Genomic DNA, 19,070 nt, shown 5'->3' with positions numbered 1-19,070 from the left:
GGCGGTAGGGGCGGCTGGGTCGGCCAGGGCGCTTACTGGGTCAGCTCCTTCTTCAGGTCGACGCCGACCCCCTTGTTGACGAAATCGAGCGTGTAGATGTCCGTCAGCTCGATCCCCTCCGGGGCGACTCCGGCGGCGACCATCTTCTCGTAGAAGCCCTCGATCCGCTCGGCCGTCATGGCGCCGATGCCGACCGTCTCGGACTCACCCGAATCGACGATGCCGTATTCTTTCATCTTCGCGATCGAGAAATCGATCTGATCCTGCGTCATGTCGGCGTTCGCCTCCAGGATCAGGGCGTTGCCGGCCGACGCGTCGCCATAGAGGTAGGTCGTCCAGCCCAGCGCCGACGCGTCCACGAAGCACTGCACCGCCTCCGGGTCCTCCTCGATCAACGACGACATGACCTCGACGGTGGTGGCGTAGGTGTCGAACCCGTAGTCGGCGATGAGGAAGATGTTGGGCACGAACCCGCCGGCCTGCTCGATGGCGTAGGGCTCGGAGGTGACGTAGCCCTGCTGGCCGCTCTTCTTGTCGGCGAGGAAGGGGGCGGGGTTGAACGTGTAGGGTTTGCGCTGCTCGGCCTTGAACCCGTAGGCGTCCATCATCCACTGGTAGTAGGACTGGTAGCCGTTCTCGCCGAGGAACAGCGTCGGAACCTCGGTCAGGCTCTCCCAGGTGTCGAACCCTTCGCCGGGGTGGGTCATGATCACCTGCGGCTCCTTCTGGAAGTGCGCCGCGACGACCTTCAGCGGGATGCCCTCGTTGGCGGCGCTGAACGCCTGCAACAGGTTGCCGCCCATGTGGAACTGGATCTTCCCCGCCAGCAGCAGCGCGCGGTTGTTCACCTGCGGTCCACCCGGCGCGATCGTGACGTCGAGGCCGCATTCCTCGTAGGTGCCGTCGGCGAGGGCCTGATAGTAGCCGCCGTGCTCGGCCTGGGGCAGCCAGTTGGTGCCGAAGGTGACCGGGGTCGGGTCCTGCGCCGCGGCGGGCAGGGCGACCAGCAGGGACGCCAGTGTCAGAACGGTCCGTGTCATCGTCTTTCCCCCTGGAGCCGGCGGCCGGCTCGCTTCGATTGCGGATCGCTTTGCGCGTCGCGTCGCGTCGCGGCCGACCGCGGAAGGGATACCACCCAGGACCGAACGCGCAACGGCCCTTCGCGCGTGCAACGTTCGTGCCGAGGGCGGGAGCGGGGCGCCGCCACCGAAGGCCCGTCGACCCGGCCGGCGTCCGTGCTAACGTGGCCCGATGAAGCGCCACACGCCGTCGACGATCCGCCGTCCGTTCGCCAATTATCCGCATGCCGTGGAGGTGCCGGCGGGGATGCGCCTGCTGCTGCTCTCCGGCCAGCTCGGCGTCGCGCCGGACGACAGCGTGCCCGAGGGCGCCGAGGCGCAGGCGCAGCTGTGCTTCGCCAACATCGCCGCCATCCTCGCCGAGGCGGGGGCCACCCCGGCCGACATCGTCAAGCTCAACGCCTACGTGACCGGGCGCGAGCATCTCCCCGGTTACATGGCCGCGCGCGACCGCTTCGTCGCCGACCCCGCCCCGGCGTCGACGCTGATGATCGTCTCCGGATTCGCGCGCGAGGCGTTCGTCGTCGAGGTCGAGGCGCTGGCGGCCATCCGCTGAGGCCCGCGCGGTTGCCGGCGCGCGGCCCCATGCGCTAGATCCACGCCCGTCGCACCCGGAGACGCCCTCGATGACTTCGCCGCGCCCGCACTGGGTGGAGATGACCACGCACGACATCCCCGACCATCCGGACGACTGGGTGGCGGTGGTGCCGACCGCGGCGATCGAGCAGCACGGGCCGCACCTGCCCATCGGGACCGACTCCCTCATCGCCGAGGGTATGGTGAAGACCGTGCTGGAACGGCTCCCGGCCGACATCCCGGCCACCTTCCTGCCGGTGCAGACGGTCGGCAAGTCCAACGAGCACATCGACTATCGCGGCACCATCACGCTGACCTGGGAAACGGCGATCCGCGCGTGGATCGAGATCGGCGAGTCGATCGCGCGGGCCGGGGTGCGACGGATCGTCTTCGCCAATTCGCACGGCGGCAACATCGCGCTCCTCGATGTCGTCACCCGTGAGCTGCGCGTCCGGTTCGACATGCTCGCCGTCCACGCCAACTGGATGCGCTTCGGCGACGCGGACCTGATCGGCGAGGAGGAGCGGGCGATCGGCATTCACGGCGGCACGCTGGAGACCGCGCTGATCCGCCATTTCCGCCCCGAGCTGGTGCGGGAGGAGGCCGCGCGGGCCTTCCCCAGTGCCCAGTCGCGCTATTCCGCCGAGTTTCGCCAGCTCGTCGCGCACGGGAGACAGCCCTTCGCGTGGAAGGCGCAGGACCTGTCGCCGGACGGGGTCGTGGGTGACGCGCGGGTAGGCAACGCCGCCCTCGGACGACGCCTTGCCGAGCATCAGGCCGACGCCTTTATCGACCTCCTGCGCGACGTGACCCGCGCGGATCTGGCGATTCTTTTGGGAACGCGCCCGCGCTGACAGGCCGCTCGCGCACCAACGGAAACACTTTGGATCTGCATAAGAGAATGGCTGGACGCCTCGCGCGTCCCGTGACTAGTCTCCCTGTCTAAATTCCGCGACGACGGAATGTGAGACAATGAGGAGCTCGCCATGAGACGGTTACTGCTCGGGACGGTGGCTGCTGCCGTGCTGACGAGCGCTGCACTCGCGCAAGACGACAAGACGTTCACGTTCGCGTTCCAGGGCGAATTGAAGTCGCTCGACCAGTATACGCTGAACGAGACCTTTTCGCTGGGCACCCTCGGCAACGTCTACGAGGGCCTGACCCGACGCGACAAGGACCTCAACATCATCCCCGGCCTCGCCGAGAGCTGGGAGATCGTCGACGACACCACCTGGCGCTTCCACCTGCGCGAAGGCGTCACGTTCCACAACGGCAACGATTTCACCGCCGACGACGTGGTCTTCTCGGCCGACCGCGTGCGCTCCGAGGGCTCGGACCTCAAGACCCGCATCCCCGCCGACGCCGAGTTCGTCGCCGTCGACGACCACACCGTGGACGTGAAACTCGCCACCCCCAACCCCATCCTCCACTACGAGTGGGACACCTGGGGCATCATGGACAAGGAGTGGTCCGAGGAGCACGACGCGGTCGCCGTGACGTCCGCCACCTCCGCCGGCGCCGACAGTCAGAACTACGCCGCCCTCAACGCCAACGGCACCGGCCCGTTCAAGATCACCAGCCACGAGGCGGGCGTGAAGACCGTCTTCGAGGCCAACGAGGACTGGTGGAACTGGGGCGACAAGGACTTCAACGTCACCCGCGTCGAGTTCACGCCGATCGGCCAGGACGCGACGCGCGTCAACGCGTTGCTTTCGGGCCAGATCGACATGGCCTACCCGATCCCGGTGCAGGACATCCAGCGCGTCGAGGCCAACGCCGACACCGAGGCGATGACCGGGCCGGAGCTGCGCACGATCTTCCTCGGCTTCGACCAGATGCGGCCCGAACTCGTCTCCTCGTCCGTCAAGGGTGAGAACCCCTTCAAGGACAAGCGCGTCCGCCAGGCCTTCTACCAGGCGATCGACATCGAGGCGATCAAGCAGAAGATCATGCGCGGTCTGTCGACCCCGTCGGCGCTGATGATCTCGCCGCAGCTCTACTCCCGCTCCGAGGAGTTCGAGCGCTACCCCTACGACCCGGACGCCGCCAAGGCGCTGCTCGAGGAGGCCGGCTACGGCGACGGCTTCTCGGTCATGATGGACTGCCCCAACGACCGCTACGTCAACGACGAGCAGATCTGCCAGGCGATCTCGTCGATGCTGGCGAAGATCGGCATCAAGATCGACCCGAACTTCCAGCCCAAGACGCAGTATTTCGCCAAGGTGCTGGCCTCCAACAAGTTCGACACCTCGTTCTACCTGCTCGGCTGGACGCCCGGCTCGTTCGACAGCTGGAACGTCATCCACAACCTCAACGGCTGCCGCAACGAGACCGGCACCGAGGGCGGCCCGTTCAACCTCGGCGGCTACTGCAACGAGGAGCTTGACGCGCTCGCGGACCAGATCCTGGTCGAGAACGACGCGGAGAAGCGCGACGACCTGATCTACGACGCGTTCAAGATCATCCACGACGACGTGGCGCACATCCCGCTGCATCAGCAGGGCCTCGCGTGGGGCAAGTCGACCAACGTCGACCTCCAGCAGCGTGCCGACAACACGCTGATGCTCTATCACGTCAACAAGAACTGACCTGGCGGGGCGGCTCCGGCCGCCCCCCATCGCCCCGGCCGAGTCGTGATTGCTTTCATCATCCGCCGTATCGTCCAGGCCGTCGTCGTCATGGCGGTCGTGGCGCTCATCGCCTTCAGCCTGTTCCGGTTCGTCGGCGACCCCGTGAACCAGATGGTCGGCATCGAGACGACACCTGCCGAGCGCGCCGCGCTGCGTGAGCGCCTGGGCCTCGACGACCCGGTGCCGGTGCAGTTCTGGCGCTTCATCTCCAAAGCCGCGCAGGGTGACTTCGGCTTCTCCTACCAGTTCAAGCAGCCCGTCGCGGATCTCCTGAAGGCGCGCGCGCCGGCGACGCTGGAGCTTTCCATCGTCTCGGCGATCTTCGCCCTCTTCGTGGGGATCCCGATGGGGGTCTACACCGGGCTCAAGCGCCACGCGGCGCTGTCGAAGGTGTTCCTGACCGTCTCGCTGGTCGGTATCTCGCTGCCGCCGTTCCTCATCGGCATCCTGCTGATCTTCATCTTCTCGGTGCACCTCCACTGGCTGCCCTCGTTCGGGCGCGGCCAGGTGGTGGACCTCGGCTTCTGGACCACCGGGCTCCTCACCGCGAGCGGGCTCAAGGCGCTGATCCTGCCGTCGATCACGCTCGGCCTCTTCCAGATGACGCTGATCATGCGCCTCGTCCGCTCGGAGATGCTGGAGGTGATGCGCTCGGACTATATCCGCTTCGCGCGGGCCCGCGGGCTGACGCGCCGGGCGATCAACTTCGGCCACGCGCTGAAGAACACGCTGGTGCCGGTGATCACCATCACCGGGCTCCAGCTCGGCTCGGTGATCGCCTTCGCCATCATCACCGAGACGGTGTTCCAGTGGCCGGGCATGGGGCTCTTGTTCCTGCAGGCGGTGCAGAACGTCGATATCCCGATCATGGCCGCCTACCTGTTGCTGATCGCGGCGCTGTTCGTGACCATCAATCTCGTCGTCGATCTCCTCTACGTGGCGGTCGACCCGCGCATCCGCCTGTCGGGAGGCTCGGCATGAGCGTCGATCCGGACCCCTCCGCGCTGGCGGTCGAGGCGAGGGCCGCCGCACCGCCGGAGCGGCCCGGGGGCGCCGTCGGCCGCGCCTTCGATTCCGACCTGTGGCACTCGTTCGCCAAGTCGCCGGTGACGATCCTGGCCGCGATCGTCACCGTGGCGATCTTCGCCTCGGCGATCGCCGCACCGTGGATCGCGCCGCACGATCCGTTCGACCTCGCCTCCCTGTCGCTGCTCGACAGCCTGACGCCGCCGGTGTGGCTGAACGGCGGCAACCCGGACTATCTCCTCGGCACCGACGATCAGGGCCGCGACATGCTCTCGGCGATCCTCTACGGGACGCGCATCTCGCTGGGAGTGGGCTTCGCCTCGGTGGCGTTCGCGGCGGTGCTCGGCATATCGCTCGGCTTGCTCGCCGGCTATGTCGGCGGCGCGGTCGACACCATCATCATGCGTGTCGCCGACGTGCAGCTGACCTTCCCGGCCATCCTCATCGCGCTGCTGATCGACGGGACCGCGCGCGGCTTGTTCCCCGGCCTCAGCCGCGAGGACTCGGCCTTCTACGTCCTCACCCTGTCCATCGGCCTTTCGTTCTGGGTGCAGTATGCGCGCACCGTTCGCGGCTCCACGCTGGTCGAGGCCAACAAGGAATACGTGATGGCCGCGCGGCTGATCGGCCTGTCGCGCTTCACCATCATGCTGCGCCACGTGCTGCCCAACGTGCTGGGGCCGGTGCTCGTCATCGCGACGATCAACCTGGCGCTGGCCATCATCCTGGAGGCGACGCTGTCCTTCCTGGGCGTGGGCGTGCCGCCGACGGAGCCCTCGCTCGGCACCCTGATCCGGGTCGGCCAGGACTTCCTGTTCTCCGGCGAGTGGTGGATCACGATCTTCCCCGGCGCGATGCTGGCCATCCTGGTGCTCGCTGTAAACCTGCTGGGCGACTGGCTGCGCGACGCGCTGAACCCGCGGCTGCGCTGAGAATGGCAGCGCTGCGACCCGCACGACCCCGAAAGGAGCGCCGATGACGGTACGCCTGCTCGACGGCGGCATGGGCCAGGAGCTGCGCAAACGCGCCGTCGGCCCGGCCGACAGCCTCATCTTCTCGGCCCGTGCGCTGCTCGACGCGCCGGGCGCGGTGCAGTCCGTGCACGAGGACTTCCTGCGGGCGGGGGCGGATATCCTGACCGCCCACACCTACGTCACCAACCGCTGGCGGCTGCGTCAGGAGAAGCTGGACGAGCACTGGTCCGCCATCAACCAGGCCGCCTGCGAGGTCGCCGAGGCGGCGCGCGAGGCGATCAATCCGGGGGCACTGATCGCCGGCTCGGTGCCGCCGCTGCGCCAGGCCTACCAGGCCGATTTCGTCCCCACCGCGACGCTCGACGCCGAATATGCCGAGCACGTCCTGATGCTGGCGCCGCGGGTGGACTTCTTCCTCGTCGAGACGCTGTCCACCTCGGCGGAGGCGATCGCGGCCGCACGCGCCGTCGCCACCACCGACCGTCGCGCCTGGATCTCGTTCACGTTGGAGGAGGAGGGGCCGCCGCGCCTGCGCGGGGGTGAGCCGCTGGCGGCGGCGCTGGCGGCGATCTCGGCCGCGGGACCGCTGCCGATCGACGCGATCCTCGTCAACTGCTCGATGCCCGAGGCGGTGGGATATGCCATGGCCGAGCTCGCCGCGCTCGACCTGCCGATCCCCTTCGGCGGCTACGCCAACGGCTTCGGCCCGATCCCGGACGGCTTCGGCCTCACCGCCGGCGTGGCCGACCTCGCCGAGCGTGCCGACCTCGACCCAGACACCTACGCCCGCCACGTCGCCCGGTGGATCGCCAACGGGGCGACGATCGTCGGCGGCTGCTGCCAGATCGGACCGGCCCATATCGCCCGCCTGAGGGAGCTGATCGACCACCCATGAGCGAACCCGTCCTCTCCGTCCGCCGCCTGAAGGTCGAGTTCCCGACCCGCCGCGGCGTGCTGCGCGCCATCGACGACGTATCGTTCGATATCGCACCCGGCGAGGTGCTCGGCGTCGTCGGCGAATCGGGGGCCGGCAAGTCGCTCACCGGGGCCGCGATCATCGGCCTGCTCGACCCGCCGGGCCGCATCGCCGCCGGGGAGGTGCGCCTCGAAGGCCGGCGGATCGACGATCTGCCGGCCGAGGAGATGCGGCGGATCCGCGGGCGGCGCATCGGCATGGTCTTCCAGGACCCGCTGACGAGCCTCAACCCGCTCTACACCGTCGGCTTCCAGCTCACGCAGACGATCCGCACCCACCTCGGCCTCGGTGCCCGCGCCGCCCGCAAGCGCGCCATCGCCCTGCTCGACGAGGTGGGCATCCCCGCCGCCAAGAGCCGTATCGACGCCTACCCGCACCAGTTCTCCGGCGGCATGCGGCAGCGGGTCGTCATCGCGCTGGCGCTGGCGGCCGACCCGGTAATGGTCATCGCCGACGAGCCGACCACCGCGCTCGACGTCTCGGTGCAGGCGCAGATCATCGGCGTCCTGAAGCGCATGTGCCGCGAGCACGGTGCCTCGGTCATGCTGATCACCCACGACATGGGCGTGATCGCCGAGACGGCGGACCGGGTGTGCGTGCTCTACTCGGGCCGCGTCGCCGAGATCGGCCCGGTGCGCGACGTCGTCTCCGCGCCCAAGCATCCCTACACGGTGGGGCTCATGGGCTCGATCCCCAAGCTCGACCATGCCGACCCGCGGCTGAGGCAGATCCCCGGCTCGATGCCCCGGCTCGACGCGATTCCGCCCGGCTGCGCCTTCAACCCGCGCTGCTCCGAGGCGTTCGCGCGCTGTGTCCTGAAGCGGCCCGACCCCATGGAGGTGGACGCATCGCGCGTCGCCTGCTGGCTGCACTCGCCCTACGCGCACGAGCACGCCACGGAACCGGCATGAGCGAGACCGCCGCCCCCGCGCTCCCCGCCGCGACCCGTGCCGGCGACATCATCGTCAAGGTCGACCACCTGTCGAAGACGTTCGACGTCTCGGCGCCGTGGCTCGACCGGATGCTCAACCTGCAGAAGCGCGCGCTCCTGAAGGCGGTCTCGGACGTCTCGTTCGAGATCCGCCACGGCGAGACTTTCGCGCTCGTCGGCGAGTCCGGGTCGGGCAAGTCGACCATCGCCAAGATCGTCGTCGGGCTCCTCTCGGCGACGGCGGGGGAGGTGGTGGTCGAGGGGGTGCCGGTGGGCCGGGACTCGGCCGCGCTGCGCCAATTGCGGCGGCGCATGCAGATGATCTTCCAGGACCCCTACGCCAGCCTCAACCCGCGCATGCGGGTCGACCGGATCATCGCCGAGCCGATCCGCGCGTTCGGCCGCGCCAAGGGGCGGCCGGTCAAGGAGATGGTCGCCGAGCTGCTGCGCGGCGTCGGCCTCGACCCGCGTGACGGGCAGAAGTTCCCGCACGAGTTCTCCGGCGGCCAGCGCCAGCGCATCTGCATCGCACGGGCGATGGCCTCCAGCCCGACCTTCCTGGTGTGCGACGAGCCGACTTCCGCGCTCGACGTCTCGGTCCAGGCGCAGATCCTCAACCTGATGCGCGACCTGCAGGACGCGCAGGACCTCACCTACCTCTTCATCAGCCACGACCTCGCCGTCGTGCGCCACATGGCGACGCGCATCGGTGTCCTCTACCTCGGCCGGCTCGCCGAGGTGGCGCCGGCGAAGGGCCTGTTCGAGAGCCCGCGCCACCCCTACACGCAGATGCTGCTCGGCGCTGTGCCGGACCTCGACATGTCGGGCCGGGACCGGGTGCCGGTGGTGGGCGAGATCGCCAACCCGATCGACCCGCCGCCGGGGTGCGCCTTCAACCCGCGCTGTCCGCTCGCGAACGAGCGCTGCCGCAGCGAACGGCCGGAGCTGACGGCCGCGGGCCCGGCGATGGTCGCCTGCCACGCCGTCGCCGAGGGGCGTGCCTGAGGCGACGGGACGGCGGCGAGCGGGGCCGGCCGGTTGTCGCCCGTGCGTGCGCGTGCTAGGCGCCGGACATGACCGAGCGCCCCACCGCCGACGGGCCGGCCCACTGCCAGAGCTAGCCGCCATGCCCGGGCGCCCGCCCCCCAACGACCTCACCATCCGCCCCGAGACCCCGCGCGACGACGACGCCGTCGAGGCGTTGTACCGCGTCGCGTTCGGCCCGGGGCGCTTCTCGCGCACCGCCTACCGCCTGCGCGAGGGGGTGCTGCACGACCCGCGCGTCAGCTTCGTGGCCGAGCGTTACGGCCTGGTGATCGGCGCGATCCGGCAGACGGCGGTGACCGTCGGCGGGAGGCCGGCCTACCTTCTTGGGCCGCTGGCGGTGGCCGAGACGGCGGCCAAGCAGGGGATCGGCCGCGCGCTCCTCAATCGCTCGATCGAGGAGGCGGCGGCGACCGAGGCGGACACGATCGTCCTCGTCGGCGATCCGGCCTTCTACGAGCCGTCCGGATTCGTGCAGGTGTGGGACCGGATCGTGATGCCGGGGCCGGTGGAGCGGCACCGGCTGATGCAGCGCGCGCTGCTGCGGCCGCTGGAGGGGCCCCTCGCGGCCGACCCGTGGCCCCCGCAGGAGGCGGGCATCGCGGCGGCCGTGGCGGTGGCGCGTGGATAGCGCCGCGCGGGTCGCGACGCGACGATAGAGGCGCCGATGGGAAGCGGCCGGGTGACCCCGGCCGCCGAGGGTCAGGCCGGCTGGTAGACGCGCGAGGACACCAGCGGGCGGCCCAGCAGGCCGGCGCCGAGCTTGGCGGCCGCCAGCACCGCGAGGTCGGCCAGCGGCTCGATCGCGATCACCAGCAGGTAGGCGCCGCCGAAGCTGGCGACGCTCGCCAGGTTGGCCGCGCCGAAGCCCTGGCCGTAGAACGCCCAGAAGGCGACCCAGGCGACGATGCCGCCCTGGTAGGCGGACGACAGCGCCAGCGCCTGCACGTAGCTCACGTCGACGTAAGGCGTCCTGGGCGCGATGATGCGCTTGGCCAGCAGCGCCACGCCGCCCAGCGGCACGATCAGCGTCGTCACGTTGACGAAGAACATCGGCAGGTCGGTCGGCGCGAAGAAGAGCCCTTGCAGGAGGAGGCCAACGGCGAGCCCGATGGCCGCCGGACCGGCCCCGAAGACGAGGAAGATCGTCGACCCCAGGATGAGGTGCACCTCGGAGATGCCGACGGGGTAGTGCGGGAAGACCTGGAAGAAGACGAAGACCGCCGCGGTCGCCAGGACCGAGCGCGTCATCATCGCGACGGGGCCGTCCTCGCGGATCGTGTCCCACGTCAGCTTGGCGGCGATGCCGGCCGAGGCCGCCGCCGTCGCCACCGCGAGAGCCATCTTGGCGCCGTCGACGACGCCGGGTTCGATATGCATGCGTTCACCTTTCTGCACCCACCGTGCAAAGGGGATTTCAGGACGCGGGGCGAGCCCGCACGACGATGGCAGGTGTCCTGGCTCGCGGGTCGCAGCTCGATCCCACCTTCCCAGCCTCGCCCGAGGGCGCGGCCAGTGGTGTCACGGGATGTCGCTCGCCGCATACAGTTGCGGGGGCAGCCACGGTTTCGGTCCCTGATGGGTACGCCACACCGTGTTCCCTTTTCACCCGCCCCACTCGTCTGCCGGGGCGGGAACCATCGCCGCCAACGTCCCGCAGCCGGGCGGCGGATGCAAGTCCTTCATCGCGCACGGTGGAGAGCCGCCGTGAGAGACCGCGGCCGCGCCTCGAAATCCTTTCCTTTTTGCTGAAGCGGATTGTAACGTTGCGCGACACGTACAACAGACGAGCCTGATATGACGCGTTTTGCGCCTCTCTTCGCCTTGACTGCCGCCGCCGCCTTGCTCGCCGCCCCTGCCAGCGCGCAGGACGATCCGACGAAGGCCTGCTTCATCTACGTCGGCTCGGTCGGTGACTTCGGCTGGACCTATCAGCACGATCAGGGCCGCAAGGCGGTCGAGGCGGAATACGGCGACAAGGTCGAGACGGCCTACCTCGAGAACGTCGCCGAGGGTGCCGACGCCGCGCGCGCGATCGAGCGGATGGCCCGCTCGGGTTGCGACATCGTCTTTACCACCTCGTTCGGCTTCATGGACGCGACCAACCGCGTCGCCGCCCGCTTCCCCGACATCAAGTTCGAGCACGCGACCGGCTACAAGCGCGAGCACCCGAACGTCTCCACCTACAACTCGAAGTTCTACGAGGGGCGCTACGTGATCGGGCAGATCGCGGCGGCGGTGTCGCAGACGGGGACGGCCGGCTACATCGCCTCCTTCCCGATCCCGGAGGTGGTGCGCGGCATCAACGCCTTCCTGCTCGGCGCGCAGTCGGTCGATCCGGACTTCGAGCTGAAGGTCATCTGGGTCAACACCTGGTTCGACCCGCCGCGCGAGGCCGACGCGGCGCGCGCATTGATCGACCAGGGCGTCGACATCATCACCCAGCACACCGACTCCACCGCGCCGATGCAGGTCGCGGCCGAGCGCGGCGTGCACGCCTTCGGCCAGGCTTCCGATCAGATCGCGTTCGGGCCGCAGACGCAGCTCACCGCCATCATCGACGACTGGGCGCCCTACTATATCGAGCGCGTTGGCGCGGTGATGGACGGGACCTGGGAGCAGCAGGACACCTGGCACGGCCTCGACACCGGCAACGTCGCCATGGCCCCCTACACCAACATGCCCGACGACGTGGCCGCCAAGGCCGCCGAGACCGCCAAGGCGATCGCCTCCGGCGAGCTGGAGCCCTTCACCGGCCCGATCAACAAGCAGGACGGCTCGGTCTGGCTGGAAGAGGGCAAGGAGGCGTCGGAAGGCGAGCTCCTCGGCCTCAACTTCTACATCGAGGGCGTCGACGGACAGCTGCCGCAATAATTTCGCGGCTCGATGCCGTGGGCGCCTGTGGCCAATCGACCGCGGGCGCTTGCTGCATCGTTCGGGCACGGCATATTCTCGCTTAGAGTGCAGAGCCGGAGAGGCGGCGCCCCGCATCGTGCGGGAACGCCGCCGTGTCGCCCGGTATTCTCTACGGAGAGGTTGTGCCGGCGGCGCACCGGGACGCGCCGCACCCGAGCGTAGGGGGAGGGAGATCCCGCAACATGCGCCTTGCGCTGAACCGGTCGTGTCGCGGCCGGGACCCTCGGTCGTCCGGTCTGGTCCGGGCCGCTCTCGTCGCCATCGTCCTGGCGGGCGCGCTCCTCGGTGCCCCAGCCCGCGGCACCGCGCAGACCCCCTACGGTGACGCCGAGCTGATCGACGGCTTCATGCTCACGGTTTTCGGCGCGGAAGACGGCAACACGCTGCGCGACCTCGAGGCGGCAAGCGTCGTGAAGAAGTTCACCGGCCCGGTGGGCTACACCATCGTCAACGGCGCCAGCAGCAACTACGCGGCCAGCGTGCGCGCCTTCCTGGCCGACCTATCGGACGCGGTCGAGGGGCTGACGATCGCCCAGGCCCTCTCGCCCGAGACGGCGCAGATGGTCATCTATCTGATCGACCGGCGCGATTATATCCCCACCATCCGCGCCAAGGTCTGGCCGGGGATCGACACCGCCTTCCTCGAGATCAACGCCTGCTCGGCGGTCATCGCGGCGCGGCGGACGGGGATCGAGCAGGCGTTCGTCTTCCTCGTCGCCGACGAGGGGTTCACGCCGCTCGCCCACTGCATGGTGGAGGAGATCTCCCAGAGCCTCGGCCCCGCCAACGACAGCGACGACCTGCCGGATTCGATCTTCAACGACTCGTCCGACGTGAACGTGTTCGGTGTGTTTGACTGGTATATCCTGAACATGCTGTACGACCCGCGCGTGCAAGCGGGCATGCGGATCGACGAGGTCGCGGCAATTTTACCGGCCGTGATCGCCGACGTCCGGCAGCGTCTTCCGGAAATTATGGCGCGGCGTCCGGCCGTTACACATCACGTCGCGTTTACCGATCCGTAACCATAAAATCACATTCGGCACAAAATCTCCGTTCTCTCGCCACTGTGAGTGGCCGAAATCAACCAGCGCGAACATATCATGGTCGCGTATCCCGTTGGACCCGGTCAGCTGAGAAAGGGATTGTGCCGTATGTCTCATCACTTCACGCGTCTTGCGAGCGGCACGTTCGGCGTGGCGCTCGCGATCGGCTTGGCGCTGCCCGCATCCGCCGACGGTGATCGTGCCTGGTGGATCCAGACGCTGCGCGAGCACCAGTCGAAGGCGAGCACCACGGTCGCTCCGGTGACGTCGACGACGCAGCAGCGCGTCGCCGCCACGCAGCCGCGCGTGACCGTGACGGCGCCGGGCGTCTCCACCGTCGCCACCGCCCAGTCCGCGCCGCGCTACCGCATGGTCGCCGGCCGCGTGATGCCGCTGGATCCGACCTCGGCCGCCGAGCAGCGCCAGGTGATCCACCGCGCCGCGACCGTGCCCGCCAGCGCCAACGCGCCGAGCTCGCGCCAGATCGACCCGCAGTTCCTGCCGACCGAGGTGGCGTTCAGCGGCTACGCCCCCGGCACGATCGTCATCGACACCGAGGAGAAGTACCTCTACCTCGCGATGCCGGGCGGCACGGCCAAGCGATATGGCGTCGGCGTCGGTCGTCCGGGCTTCCAGTGGGCGGGGACGCATCGCATCACCTCGAAGCGCGAATGGCCGGGCTGGACCCCGCCGGCGCAGATGCGCAAGCGGCAACCCGAACTGCCGGCCTACATGGAAGGTGGACCGGACAACCCGCTCGGCGCGCGGGCCATGTATCTCGGCTCGACGCTCTACCGCATCCACGGCTCCAACGCCCCCTGGACGATCGGCCACGAGGTGTCCTCCGGCTGCATTCGCATGCGCAACGAGGACGTCATGGACCTCTACGCCCGCGTCGACGTCGGCACCAAGGTGATCGTCAGGCGCTGAGGCGCGCGCCGCGACGCGGCGTCGGCGGGCGCGACGGGTACCCGCCGGCGAAGTCTCCGGCGAACGGTGTCTTGATCAGCCCCGGCGCACCGGCGGGCGATCACGCCGGTGGGCCGGCGCGTTTGCCGACTTCATCAGTCGCGCAACATTCTTCATTGCAAAATCGTGCGAGTCTTTCCTACTGTGGCACGGCCGCGCAGGCGGGAGCGGCCCAACTCGGCGAGGGATGATGCGCGTCAATCCGCAAGTTCTTTCCCAAAGTGTCGCGCTTGACGGATTGCCGGAAGACCTGGCGGAAGAGCTGACGAAAGTCGCGCGCACGCGCCCCGTCAAGTCCGGCCAGTCGGTGTTCGAGGCCGGCGACCCCGGCGACGGGTTCTACGCCTTGCTGGAAGGCTCGCTGCGCGTCGTGCTGCGCGGCGAGGAGAACGAGCAGGTGCTCGCCATCCTCTCCCCCGGCGCGATCTTCGGCGAGATGTCGCTGTTCGACGGGCAGCCGCGCTCGGCGAGCGTCGTCGCCGCCAAGGCCTCCCGCGTCGCCTTCTTCGACAAGTCCGCCGTCTACCGCTTCGCCGACGACAATCCCCTCGTCTATCGGCACATGCTGGCGATCGTCGGCAAGCGGCTGCGCGCGTCCAACGCGTCGCTGGCGGCGCGCTCGCTGCTGCCGCTCGCCGGCCGTGTGGCGCAGACCCTGCTGCACCTGGCCGACCTCTTCGGCAAGGACGTCGGCCAGGGGCGCACTTTGGTGCACCACAAGATCAGCCAGGCGGACCTCGCGGCGATGGTCGGCGCGGCGCGCGAGAACGTCTCGCGCGTCCTCAACGACTGGAAGCGCGAGGGGCACATCAGCCGGATCTCGGGCTACTACTGCATCGAGAACGCATCGGTCCTGCGCGCCCTCGCCACGATCTGATCGCGCGGGGCCGCAGCCCCGCGCCCGTGGTGCGGCCCGCGGATCAGGCTTTGCCGGCGGCCTTGGCGGCTTCGTAGCGGGCCTTGGTCTCGTCGTTCATCGGGTAGAGGCCGGGGAGGGGAACGCCGCGGTCGACCTCGGTCATGATCCAGGCCTCCATGCGCTCCTGCTCGGGCGCCTCGGCGCACACGGCCTCGACCAGGGCGGCCGGGATGATCACCGCGCCGTCGTCGTCCACCACTACGAGATCGTCCGGGAACACGGCGACGCCGCCGCAGCCGATCGGCTCCTGCCAGCCGACGAAGGTCAGCCCGGCCACGGAGGGGGGCGCGGCTGCCCCATCGCACCACACCGGCAGCCCGGTCGCCAGGACGCCCGCTGCGTCGCGCATCACGCCATCGGTCACGAGGCCGGCGACGCCGCGCTTGGCCATCCGCGCGCACAGGATGTCGCCGAAGATGCCGGCGTCGGTGATCCCCATCGCGCCGGCGACGACGATCGCGTCTTCCGGCATCGCCTCGATGGCGGCGCGGGTGGAGATCGGAGAAGCCCAGGAGGCGGGGGTGGCGAGGTCCTCGCGCGCCGGCACGAAGCGCAGCGTGAAGGCCCGGCCGACGAGGCGCTTCTGCCCCTCACGGGTCGGCCGTGCGCCGCGGATCCACACGTTCCGCAGGCCCTTCTTCAGGAGGATGGTGGTAATCGTCGCCGTGGTGACCCCCTCGAGGATCTGGCGGGGGTCGAGTTCGGTGGTCATTCCGGTGGCCCTTTATTGTCGCCTACTTCCTCGGCGACGGACGGGCCTCTGGTCAATCCACCACGGGGCATGCGCAACGCCCCGGGAGTCGGTGTCCGGTCGTGCGCGGGCGGATGCCGCGCGTCGATCAGAACGGAAAGGCGTTGATGCCGGCCGTCAGGCTGCCGGCGACGAGGGCCAGCAGGATCAGGTATTCGGGGAGGGGGGACTGGGCCGTCTCGGAAGAGGGAGTTTCGAGGTGGTCTTTGTCTTGCGGCATCGTTCTTTTCCTATGCGCCACAACAACGGGCACCGTCACCGATTGGTTTCAGGCCACGCTGACTGAATTTCATGCGGAGTGGATGAGACACATGATCCAGCGCGGGTGGGACATTCGCGCGCAAACTCTAAGAGGTTGCGACGCCCCGCGACAGATCTCCCGACCCATATACACGATCGGCCTCGTCCGGTGGTGAATATCACGTAAAGCAAAACAGGCGTAGGCGGCACTGTTTCTTTGGTTAATCGTAAAATGTCCTCATGAGCCGCGCGGGCGGCGGGCCGTCGTGGTCGACGGGCAGGTAGCATCGAGGTCGGGGGCGTGCCAGGGCGGCGGTCATCACAAGCGGTGGATTTCGCTTCACAGGGACGTGCAGTGCGGCGTCCGGGTGACACCGGCGCCGTGGGCGGGGCGTGACGGCCGCGTGACGGCGCGATGGCGCGAGAGGGGGCGGCACCATCTTGCGAAGCGGCAAGGCCTATGGTCAGGCTTCATGCCAAGCGAAAATGCTCGCCTGAGGAGCCAAAGATGAAAACCACCCTCATGGCGCTGGTCAGCGCCGCCGCACTCGTCACCGCCGCGCCCGTCCTCGCCGACGACGCCAAGATCGGCATCCTGCTCGGCTTCACCGGTCCGCTGGAAAGCCTGTCGCCCGCCATGGCGCTGGGCGCCGAGCTCGCCATCGCCGAGGTCAACGACTCCGGTAAGTTCATGGACGGCGGCTCCGTCACCTCCGTGCGCGGCGACGACACCTGCATCGACGCCGGCGCCGCCACCACCGCCGGCGAGCGCCTCGTCACCTCCGACGGCGTCAACGGCATCGTCGGCGCGATGTGCTCGGGCGTGACCGGTGCGGTCCTGCAGAACGTCGCCATCCCCAACGGCATCGTGATGATCTCCCCGTCGGCCACTTCGCCGGCGCTGACCTCGGTCGAGGATGACGGGCTCTTCTTCCGCACGGCGCCGTCCGACGCGCGCCAGGGCGTCATCATCGCCGACATCCTGACCGACAAGGGCGTCTCCTCCGCCGCGCTGACCTTCACCAACAACGACTACGGCAAGGGTCTGGCCGACTCGATCGCCGCGGCCGCCGAGGAGAAGGGCATCGAGATCACGATCAACGCCCCGCACGAGGACGGCAAGGGCGACTACTCGGCCGAAGTCGCCGCGCTCGCCTCCGCAGGCGGCGACATCCTGATCGTCGCCGGCTACCTCGACCAGGGCGGCCGCGGCATCATCCAGGCCTCGCTCGACTCCGGCGCGTTCGACACCTTCTTCCTGCCCGACGGCATGGTCGGCGAGGCGCTCGTCGAGGCCATCGGCGACGATCTCGACGGCTCCTACGGCGTGCTGCCGGGCTCGGACTCGGAAGGCTCGCAGATCTTCGCCAAGCTCTCCGAGGAGGCCGGCAATGCGACCGGCGTCTACGCGCCCGAGGCCTATGACGGCGCCGCGCTGATGATGCTCGCGATGCAGAAGACCGGCTCGACCGACCCCGCCACCTACAAGAGCGCCATCATGGAGCTGGCCAACGCCCCCGGCGAGCAGATCCTGCCGGGCGAACTGGGCAAGGCGCTCGAGATCATCGCCGGCGGCGGCGACATCGACTACGTCGGCGCCTCGTCCGTCGAGCTGATCAACGGTGGCGAGTCCGGCGGCTCGTTCCGCGAGATCGAGGTGAAGGACGGCGCCATCGAGACGGTGCAGTATCGTTGATCACCCCCGCCACGCCGGCCGCTGAGACGGCCGGCTCCACCATTGCGGCCGGCGAGCGAAAGGTCGCCGGCCCGTCGCATCGGGGCGATGCGACGAGCGCGGACGCGATGATCGCCGTCGAGGGCCTCGACAAGTGGTTCGGCGGCATCCACGCCGTGCGCGACGTGTCCCTGTCGATCGGCCGCAACACGATCACCGGATTGATCGGCCCCAACGGCGCCGGCAAGTCGACGCTGTTCAACGTGATCGCGGGGCTCTACCCGCCCACCGCCGGCCGCGTGATGCTGGACGGGCGGGACGTCACCGGCCTCGCCCCGCATGAACTCTTCCGCCGCGGCCTCCTGCGCACCTTCCAGCTCGCCCAGGAATTCCACTCGCTCCCCGTTCGCGAGAACCTGATGATGGTGCCCGCCTTTCAGCCGGGCGAGAACCTCTTCAACGCCTGGTTCCGGCCCGCCCGCGTCACCGCCCACGAGGCCGAGCTGCGCGACAAGGCCGACGAGGTTCTGGAATTCCTCACCCTGTCGCATCTCGCGAACGAGCGCGCCGAAAACCTCTCCGGTGGTCAGAAGAAGCTCCTGGAACTCGGCCGCACGATGATGGTCGATGCCAAGATCGTCTTCCTCGACGAGGTCGGCGCGGGGGTGAACCGCACGCTGCTCGGCACCATCGCCGAGGTGATCCAGCGCCTCCGGCAAGAGCGCGGCTACACCTTCTGCGTCATCGAGCACGACATGGACTTCATCGCCCGGCTCTGCGACCCGGTGATCGTCATGGCCGAAGGCGCGGTGCTCGCCGAAGGAACGTCCGAGGAGATCATGGCCGACGAGGCGGTGATCGAGGCCTATCTCGGGACCGGCTCCAGGCACGCCCGGCCGAAGAGCGTCGACGCCTCCGGCCCCGGCCCCGGCCCCGGCCACCAGGCGCCGGCGTGACGGAGGGGGTGCACCGCCATGTCTCGCCCCATGCGATATGCGATGATCGCGGTGATCTTCCTCCTGATCGCCGCGGCGCTGACGCCGGTGCTCGGCTTTCGCCTCTTCGTGATCGCGCCGCGGCCGGGGATCCCGGACGGGTTCGTCGCCATCGTGCGCGGGGCGAACTTTCTGCGGCCGTTCGATTCGCCCGAATGGGTCTGCCGGCGCTGGGGATCGGCGCCGAGCACCGAGTGCGTGACGCGCGCCATCACCGAGGTGAACCGCACCAGCCGCGTCCTGACGCGACTTCCCTATGTGCCGCCGCTGGCGACCCTGGCCGGGGTGCCGGACGAGGCGCGATGAACGATTTGGAGAGCATG

The 19,070-nt window shown here is 69.1% G+C and carries 20 protein-coding genes and 1 riboswitch; of the genes, 16 read left to right on the top strand and 4 right to left on the bottom strand.

Annotated elements, in window-relative coordinates:
- Positions 1 to 32: 32 nt before the first annotated feature.
- On the bottom strand, positions 33 to 1,040 hold the full coding sequence (locus MRB58_RS06435) for an ABC transporter substrate-binding protein (RefSeq protein ID WP_244780899.1): 1,008 nt from the start codon (positions 1,038 to 1,040) through the stop codon (positions 33 to 35).
- A 211-nt stretch (positions 1,041 to 1,251) separates the two neighbouring features.
- Here MRB58_RS06435 and MRB58_RS06430 point away from each other — a divergent pair, with 211 nt between their 5' ends.
- The 9 genes from MRB58_RS06430 (at position 1,252) to MRB58_RS06390 (ending at position 9,867) form a co-directional block, all read left to right on the top strand.
- The gene (locus tag MRB58_RS06430; protein ID WP_244780898.1) at positions 1,252 to 1,635 is read left to right on the top strand and encodes a RidA family protein; all 384 of its coding nucleotides are present in this window, start codon (positions 1,252 to 1,254) and stop codon (positions 1,633 to 1,635) included.
- Positions 1,636 to 1,705: 70 nt separating this feature from the next.
- Positions 1,706 to 2,509, top strand: a complete 804-nt coding sequence (locus MRB58_RS06425) for a creatininase family protein (RefSeq protein WP_244780897.1) — start codon at positions 1,706 to 1,708, stop codon at positions 2,507 to 2,509.
- Between the two features lie 132 nt (positions 2,510 to 2,641).
- Entirely contained in the window at positions 2,642 to 4,243 is a 1,602-nt protein-coding gene (locus MRB58_RS06420) for an ABC transporter substrate-binding protein (protein WP_244780896.1), read from the top strand.
- 45 nt (positions 4,244 to 4,288) lie between these two features.
- Positions 4,289 to 5,266 carry an ABC transporter permease gene (locus MRB58_RS06415; RefSeq protein ID WP_244780895.1) on the top strand — a complete coding sequence of 326 codons (978 nt, stop codon included), beginning with the start codon at positions 4,289 to 4,291 and terminating at the stop codon, positions 5,264 to 5,266.
- Positions 5,263 to 6,243, top strand: coding sequence for an ABC transporter permease (locus MRB58_RS06410; protein ID WP_244780894.1), 981 nt, complete (start codon positions 5,263 to 5,265; stop codon positions 6,241 to 6,243). Before MRB58_RS06415 ends, MRB58_RS06410 begins: the two co-directional genes overlap by 4 nt.
- Before the next feature lie 43 nt (positions 6,244 to 6,286).
- Positions 6,287 to 7,180, top strand: coding sequence for a homocysteine S-methyltransferase family protein (locus MRB58_RS06405; RefSeq protein ID WP_244780893.1), 894 nt, complete (start codon positions 6,287 to 6,289; stop codon positions 7,178 to 7,180).
- Positions 7,177 to 8,172, top strand: coding sequence for an ABC transporter ATP-binding protein (locus MRB58_RS06400; protein ID WP_244780892.1), 996 nt, complete (start codon positions 7,177 to 7,179; stop codon positions 8,170 to 8,172). The genes MRB58_RS06405 and MRB58_RS06400 overlap by 4 nt, the downstream gene beginning before the upstream one ends.
- Entirely contained in the window at positions 8,169 to 9,197 is a 1,029-nt protein-coding gene (locus MRB58_RS06395) for an ABC transporter ATP-binding protein (protein WP_371747239.1), read from the top strand. The genes MRB58_RS06400 and MRB58_RS06395 overlap by 4 nt, the downstream gene beginning before the upstream one ends.
- A 121-nt stretch (positions 9,198 to 9,318) precedes the next feature.
- The gene (locus MRB58_RS06390) at positions 9,319 to 9,867 is read left to right on the top strand and encodes a GNAT family N-acetyltransferase (RefSeq protein WP_244780891.1); all 549 of its coding nucleotides are present in this window, start codon (positions 9,319 to 9,321) and stop codon (positions 9,865 to 9,867) included.
- 71 nt (positions 9,868 to 9,938) lie between these two features.
- Here the strand turns inward: MRB58_RS06390 and MRB58_RS06385 are convergent, their stop codons facing one another.
- The gene (locus MRB58_RS06385) at positions 9,939 to 10,616 is read right to left on the bottom strand and encodes an energy-coupling factor ABC transporter permease (RefSeq protein ID WP_244780890.1); all 678 of its coding nucleotides are present in this window, start codon (positions 10,614 to 10,616) and stop codon (positions 9,939 to 9,941) included.
- Between the two features lie 49 nt (positions 10,617 to 10,665).
- Positions 10,666 to 10,893, bottom strand: a riboswitch (cobalamin riboswitch).
- 140 nt (positions 10,894 to 11,033) lie between these two features.
- On the opposite strand from MRB58_RS06385, the gene MRB58_RS06380 reads away from it, so the two are divergent.
- The 4 genes from MRB58_RS06380 (at position 11,034) to MRB58_RS06365 (ending at position 15,044) form a co-directional block, all read left to right on the top strand.
- Complete coding sequence (locus MRB58_RS06380; RefSeq protein WP_244780889.1) at positions 11,034 to 12,110, top strand: BMP family ABC transporter substrate-binding protein; 1,077 nt, start codon at positions 11,034 to 11,036, stop codon at positions 12,108 to 12,110.
- A gap of 224 nt (positions 12,111 to 12,334) precedes the next feature.
- Complete coding sequence (locus MRB58_RS06375; protein WP_244780888.1) at positions 12,335 to 13,177, top strand: DUF2927 domain-containing protein; 843 nt, start codon at positions 12,335 to 12,337, stop codon at positions 13,175 to 13,177.
- Between the two features lie 129 nt (positions 13,178 to 13,306).
- Positions 13,307 to 14,128 carry a L,D-transpeptidase gene (locus MRB58_RS06370; protein ID WP_244780887.1) on the top strand — a complete coding sequence of 274 codons (822 nt, stop codon included), beginning with the start codon at positions 13,307 to 13,309 and terminating at the stop codon, positions 14,126 to 14,128.
- 277 nt (positions 14,129 to 14,405) lie between these two features.
- A complete protein-coding gene (locus tag MRB58_RS06365) occupies positions 14,406 to 15,044 on the top strand; it encodes a Crp/Fnr family transcriptional regulator (RefSeq protein ID WP_244780886.1) in 639 nt (212 codons plus the stop codon).
- 43 nt (positions 15,045 to 15,087) lie between these two features.
- Here the strand turns inward: MRB58_RS06365 and MRB58_RS06360 are convergent, their stop codons facing one another.
- Together MRB58_RS06360 and MRB58_RS24810 are read right to left on the bottom strand one after the other, a co-directional pair.
- The gene (locus MRB58_RS06360; RefSeq protein ID WP_244780885.1) at positions 15,088 to 15,798 is read right to left on the bottom strand and encodes a ribonuclease activity regulator RraA; all 711 of its coding nucleotides are present in this window, start codon (positions 15,796 to 15,798) and stop codon (positions 15,088 to 15,090) included.
- Between the two features lie 127 nt (positions 15,799 to 15,925).
- Positions 15,926 to 16,057: a hypothetical protein gene (locus MRB58_RS24810; RefSeq protein WP_256461706.1), complete on the bottom strand. Its 132-nt coding sequence runs from the start codon at positions 16,055 to 16,057 to the stop codon at positions 15,926 to 15,928.
- Between the two features lie 528 nt (positions 16,058 to 16,585).
- Between MRB58_RS24810 and MRB58_RS06355 the strand changes: the two genes are divergently transcribed.
- The 3 genes from MRB58_RS06355 (at position 16,586) to MRB58_RS06345 (ending at position 19,053) form a co-directional block, all read left to right on the top strand.
- Positions 16,586 to 17,773, top strand: a complete 1,188-nt coding sequence (locus tag MRB58_RS06355) for an ABC transporter substrate-binding protein (protein ID WP_244780884.1) — start codon at positions 16,586 to 16,588, stop codon at positions 17,771 to 17,773.
- A gap of 107 nt (positions 17,774 to 17,880) precedes the next feature.
- On the top strand, positions 17,881 to 18,708 hold the full coding sequence (locus MRB58_RS06350; RefSeq protein ID WP_244780883.1) for an ABC transporter ATP-binding protein: 828 nt from the start codon (positions 17,881 to 17,883) through the stop codon (positions 18,706 to 18,708).
- Between the two features lie 18 nt (positions 18,709 to 18,726).
- Positions 18,727 to 19,053, top strand: a complete 327-nt coding sequence (locus MRB58_RS06345) for a hypothetical protein (protein WP_244780882.1) — start codon at positions 18,727 to 18,729, stop codon at positions 19,051 to 19,053.
- Positions 19,054 to 19,070: the final 17 nt, after the last annotated feature.

The sequence above is a fragment of the Acuticoccus sp. I52.16.1 genome, assembly GCF_022865125.1.
In the GTDB taxonomy this organism is placed as follows: domain Bacteria; phylum Pseudomonadota; class Alphaproteobacteria; order Rhizobiales; family Amorphaceae; genus Acuticoccus.
This window is presented reverse-complemented; position numbering and strand designations above follow the sequence as displayed.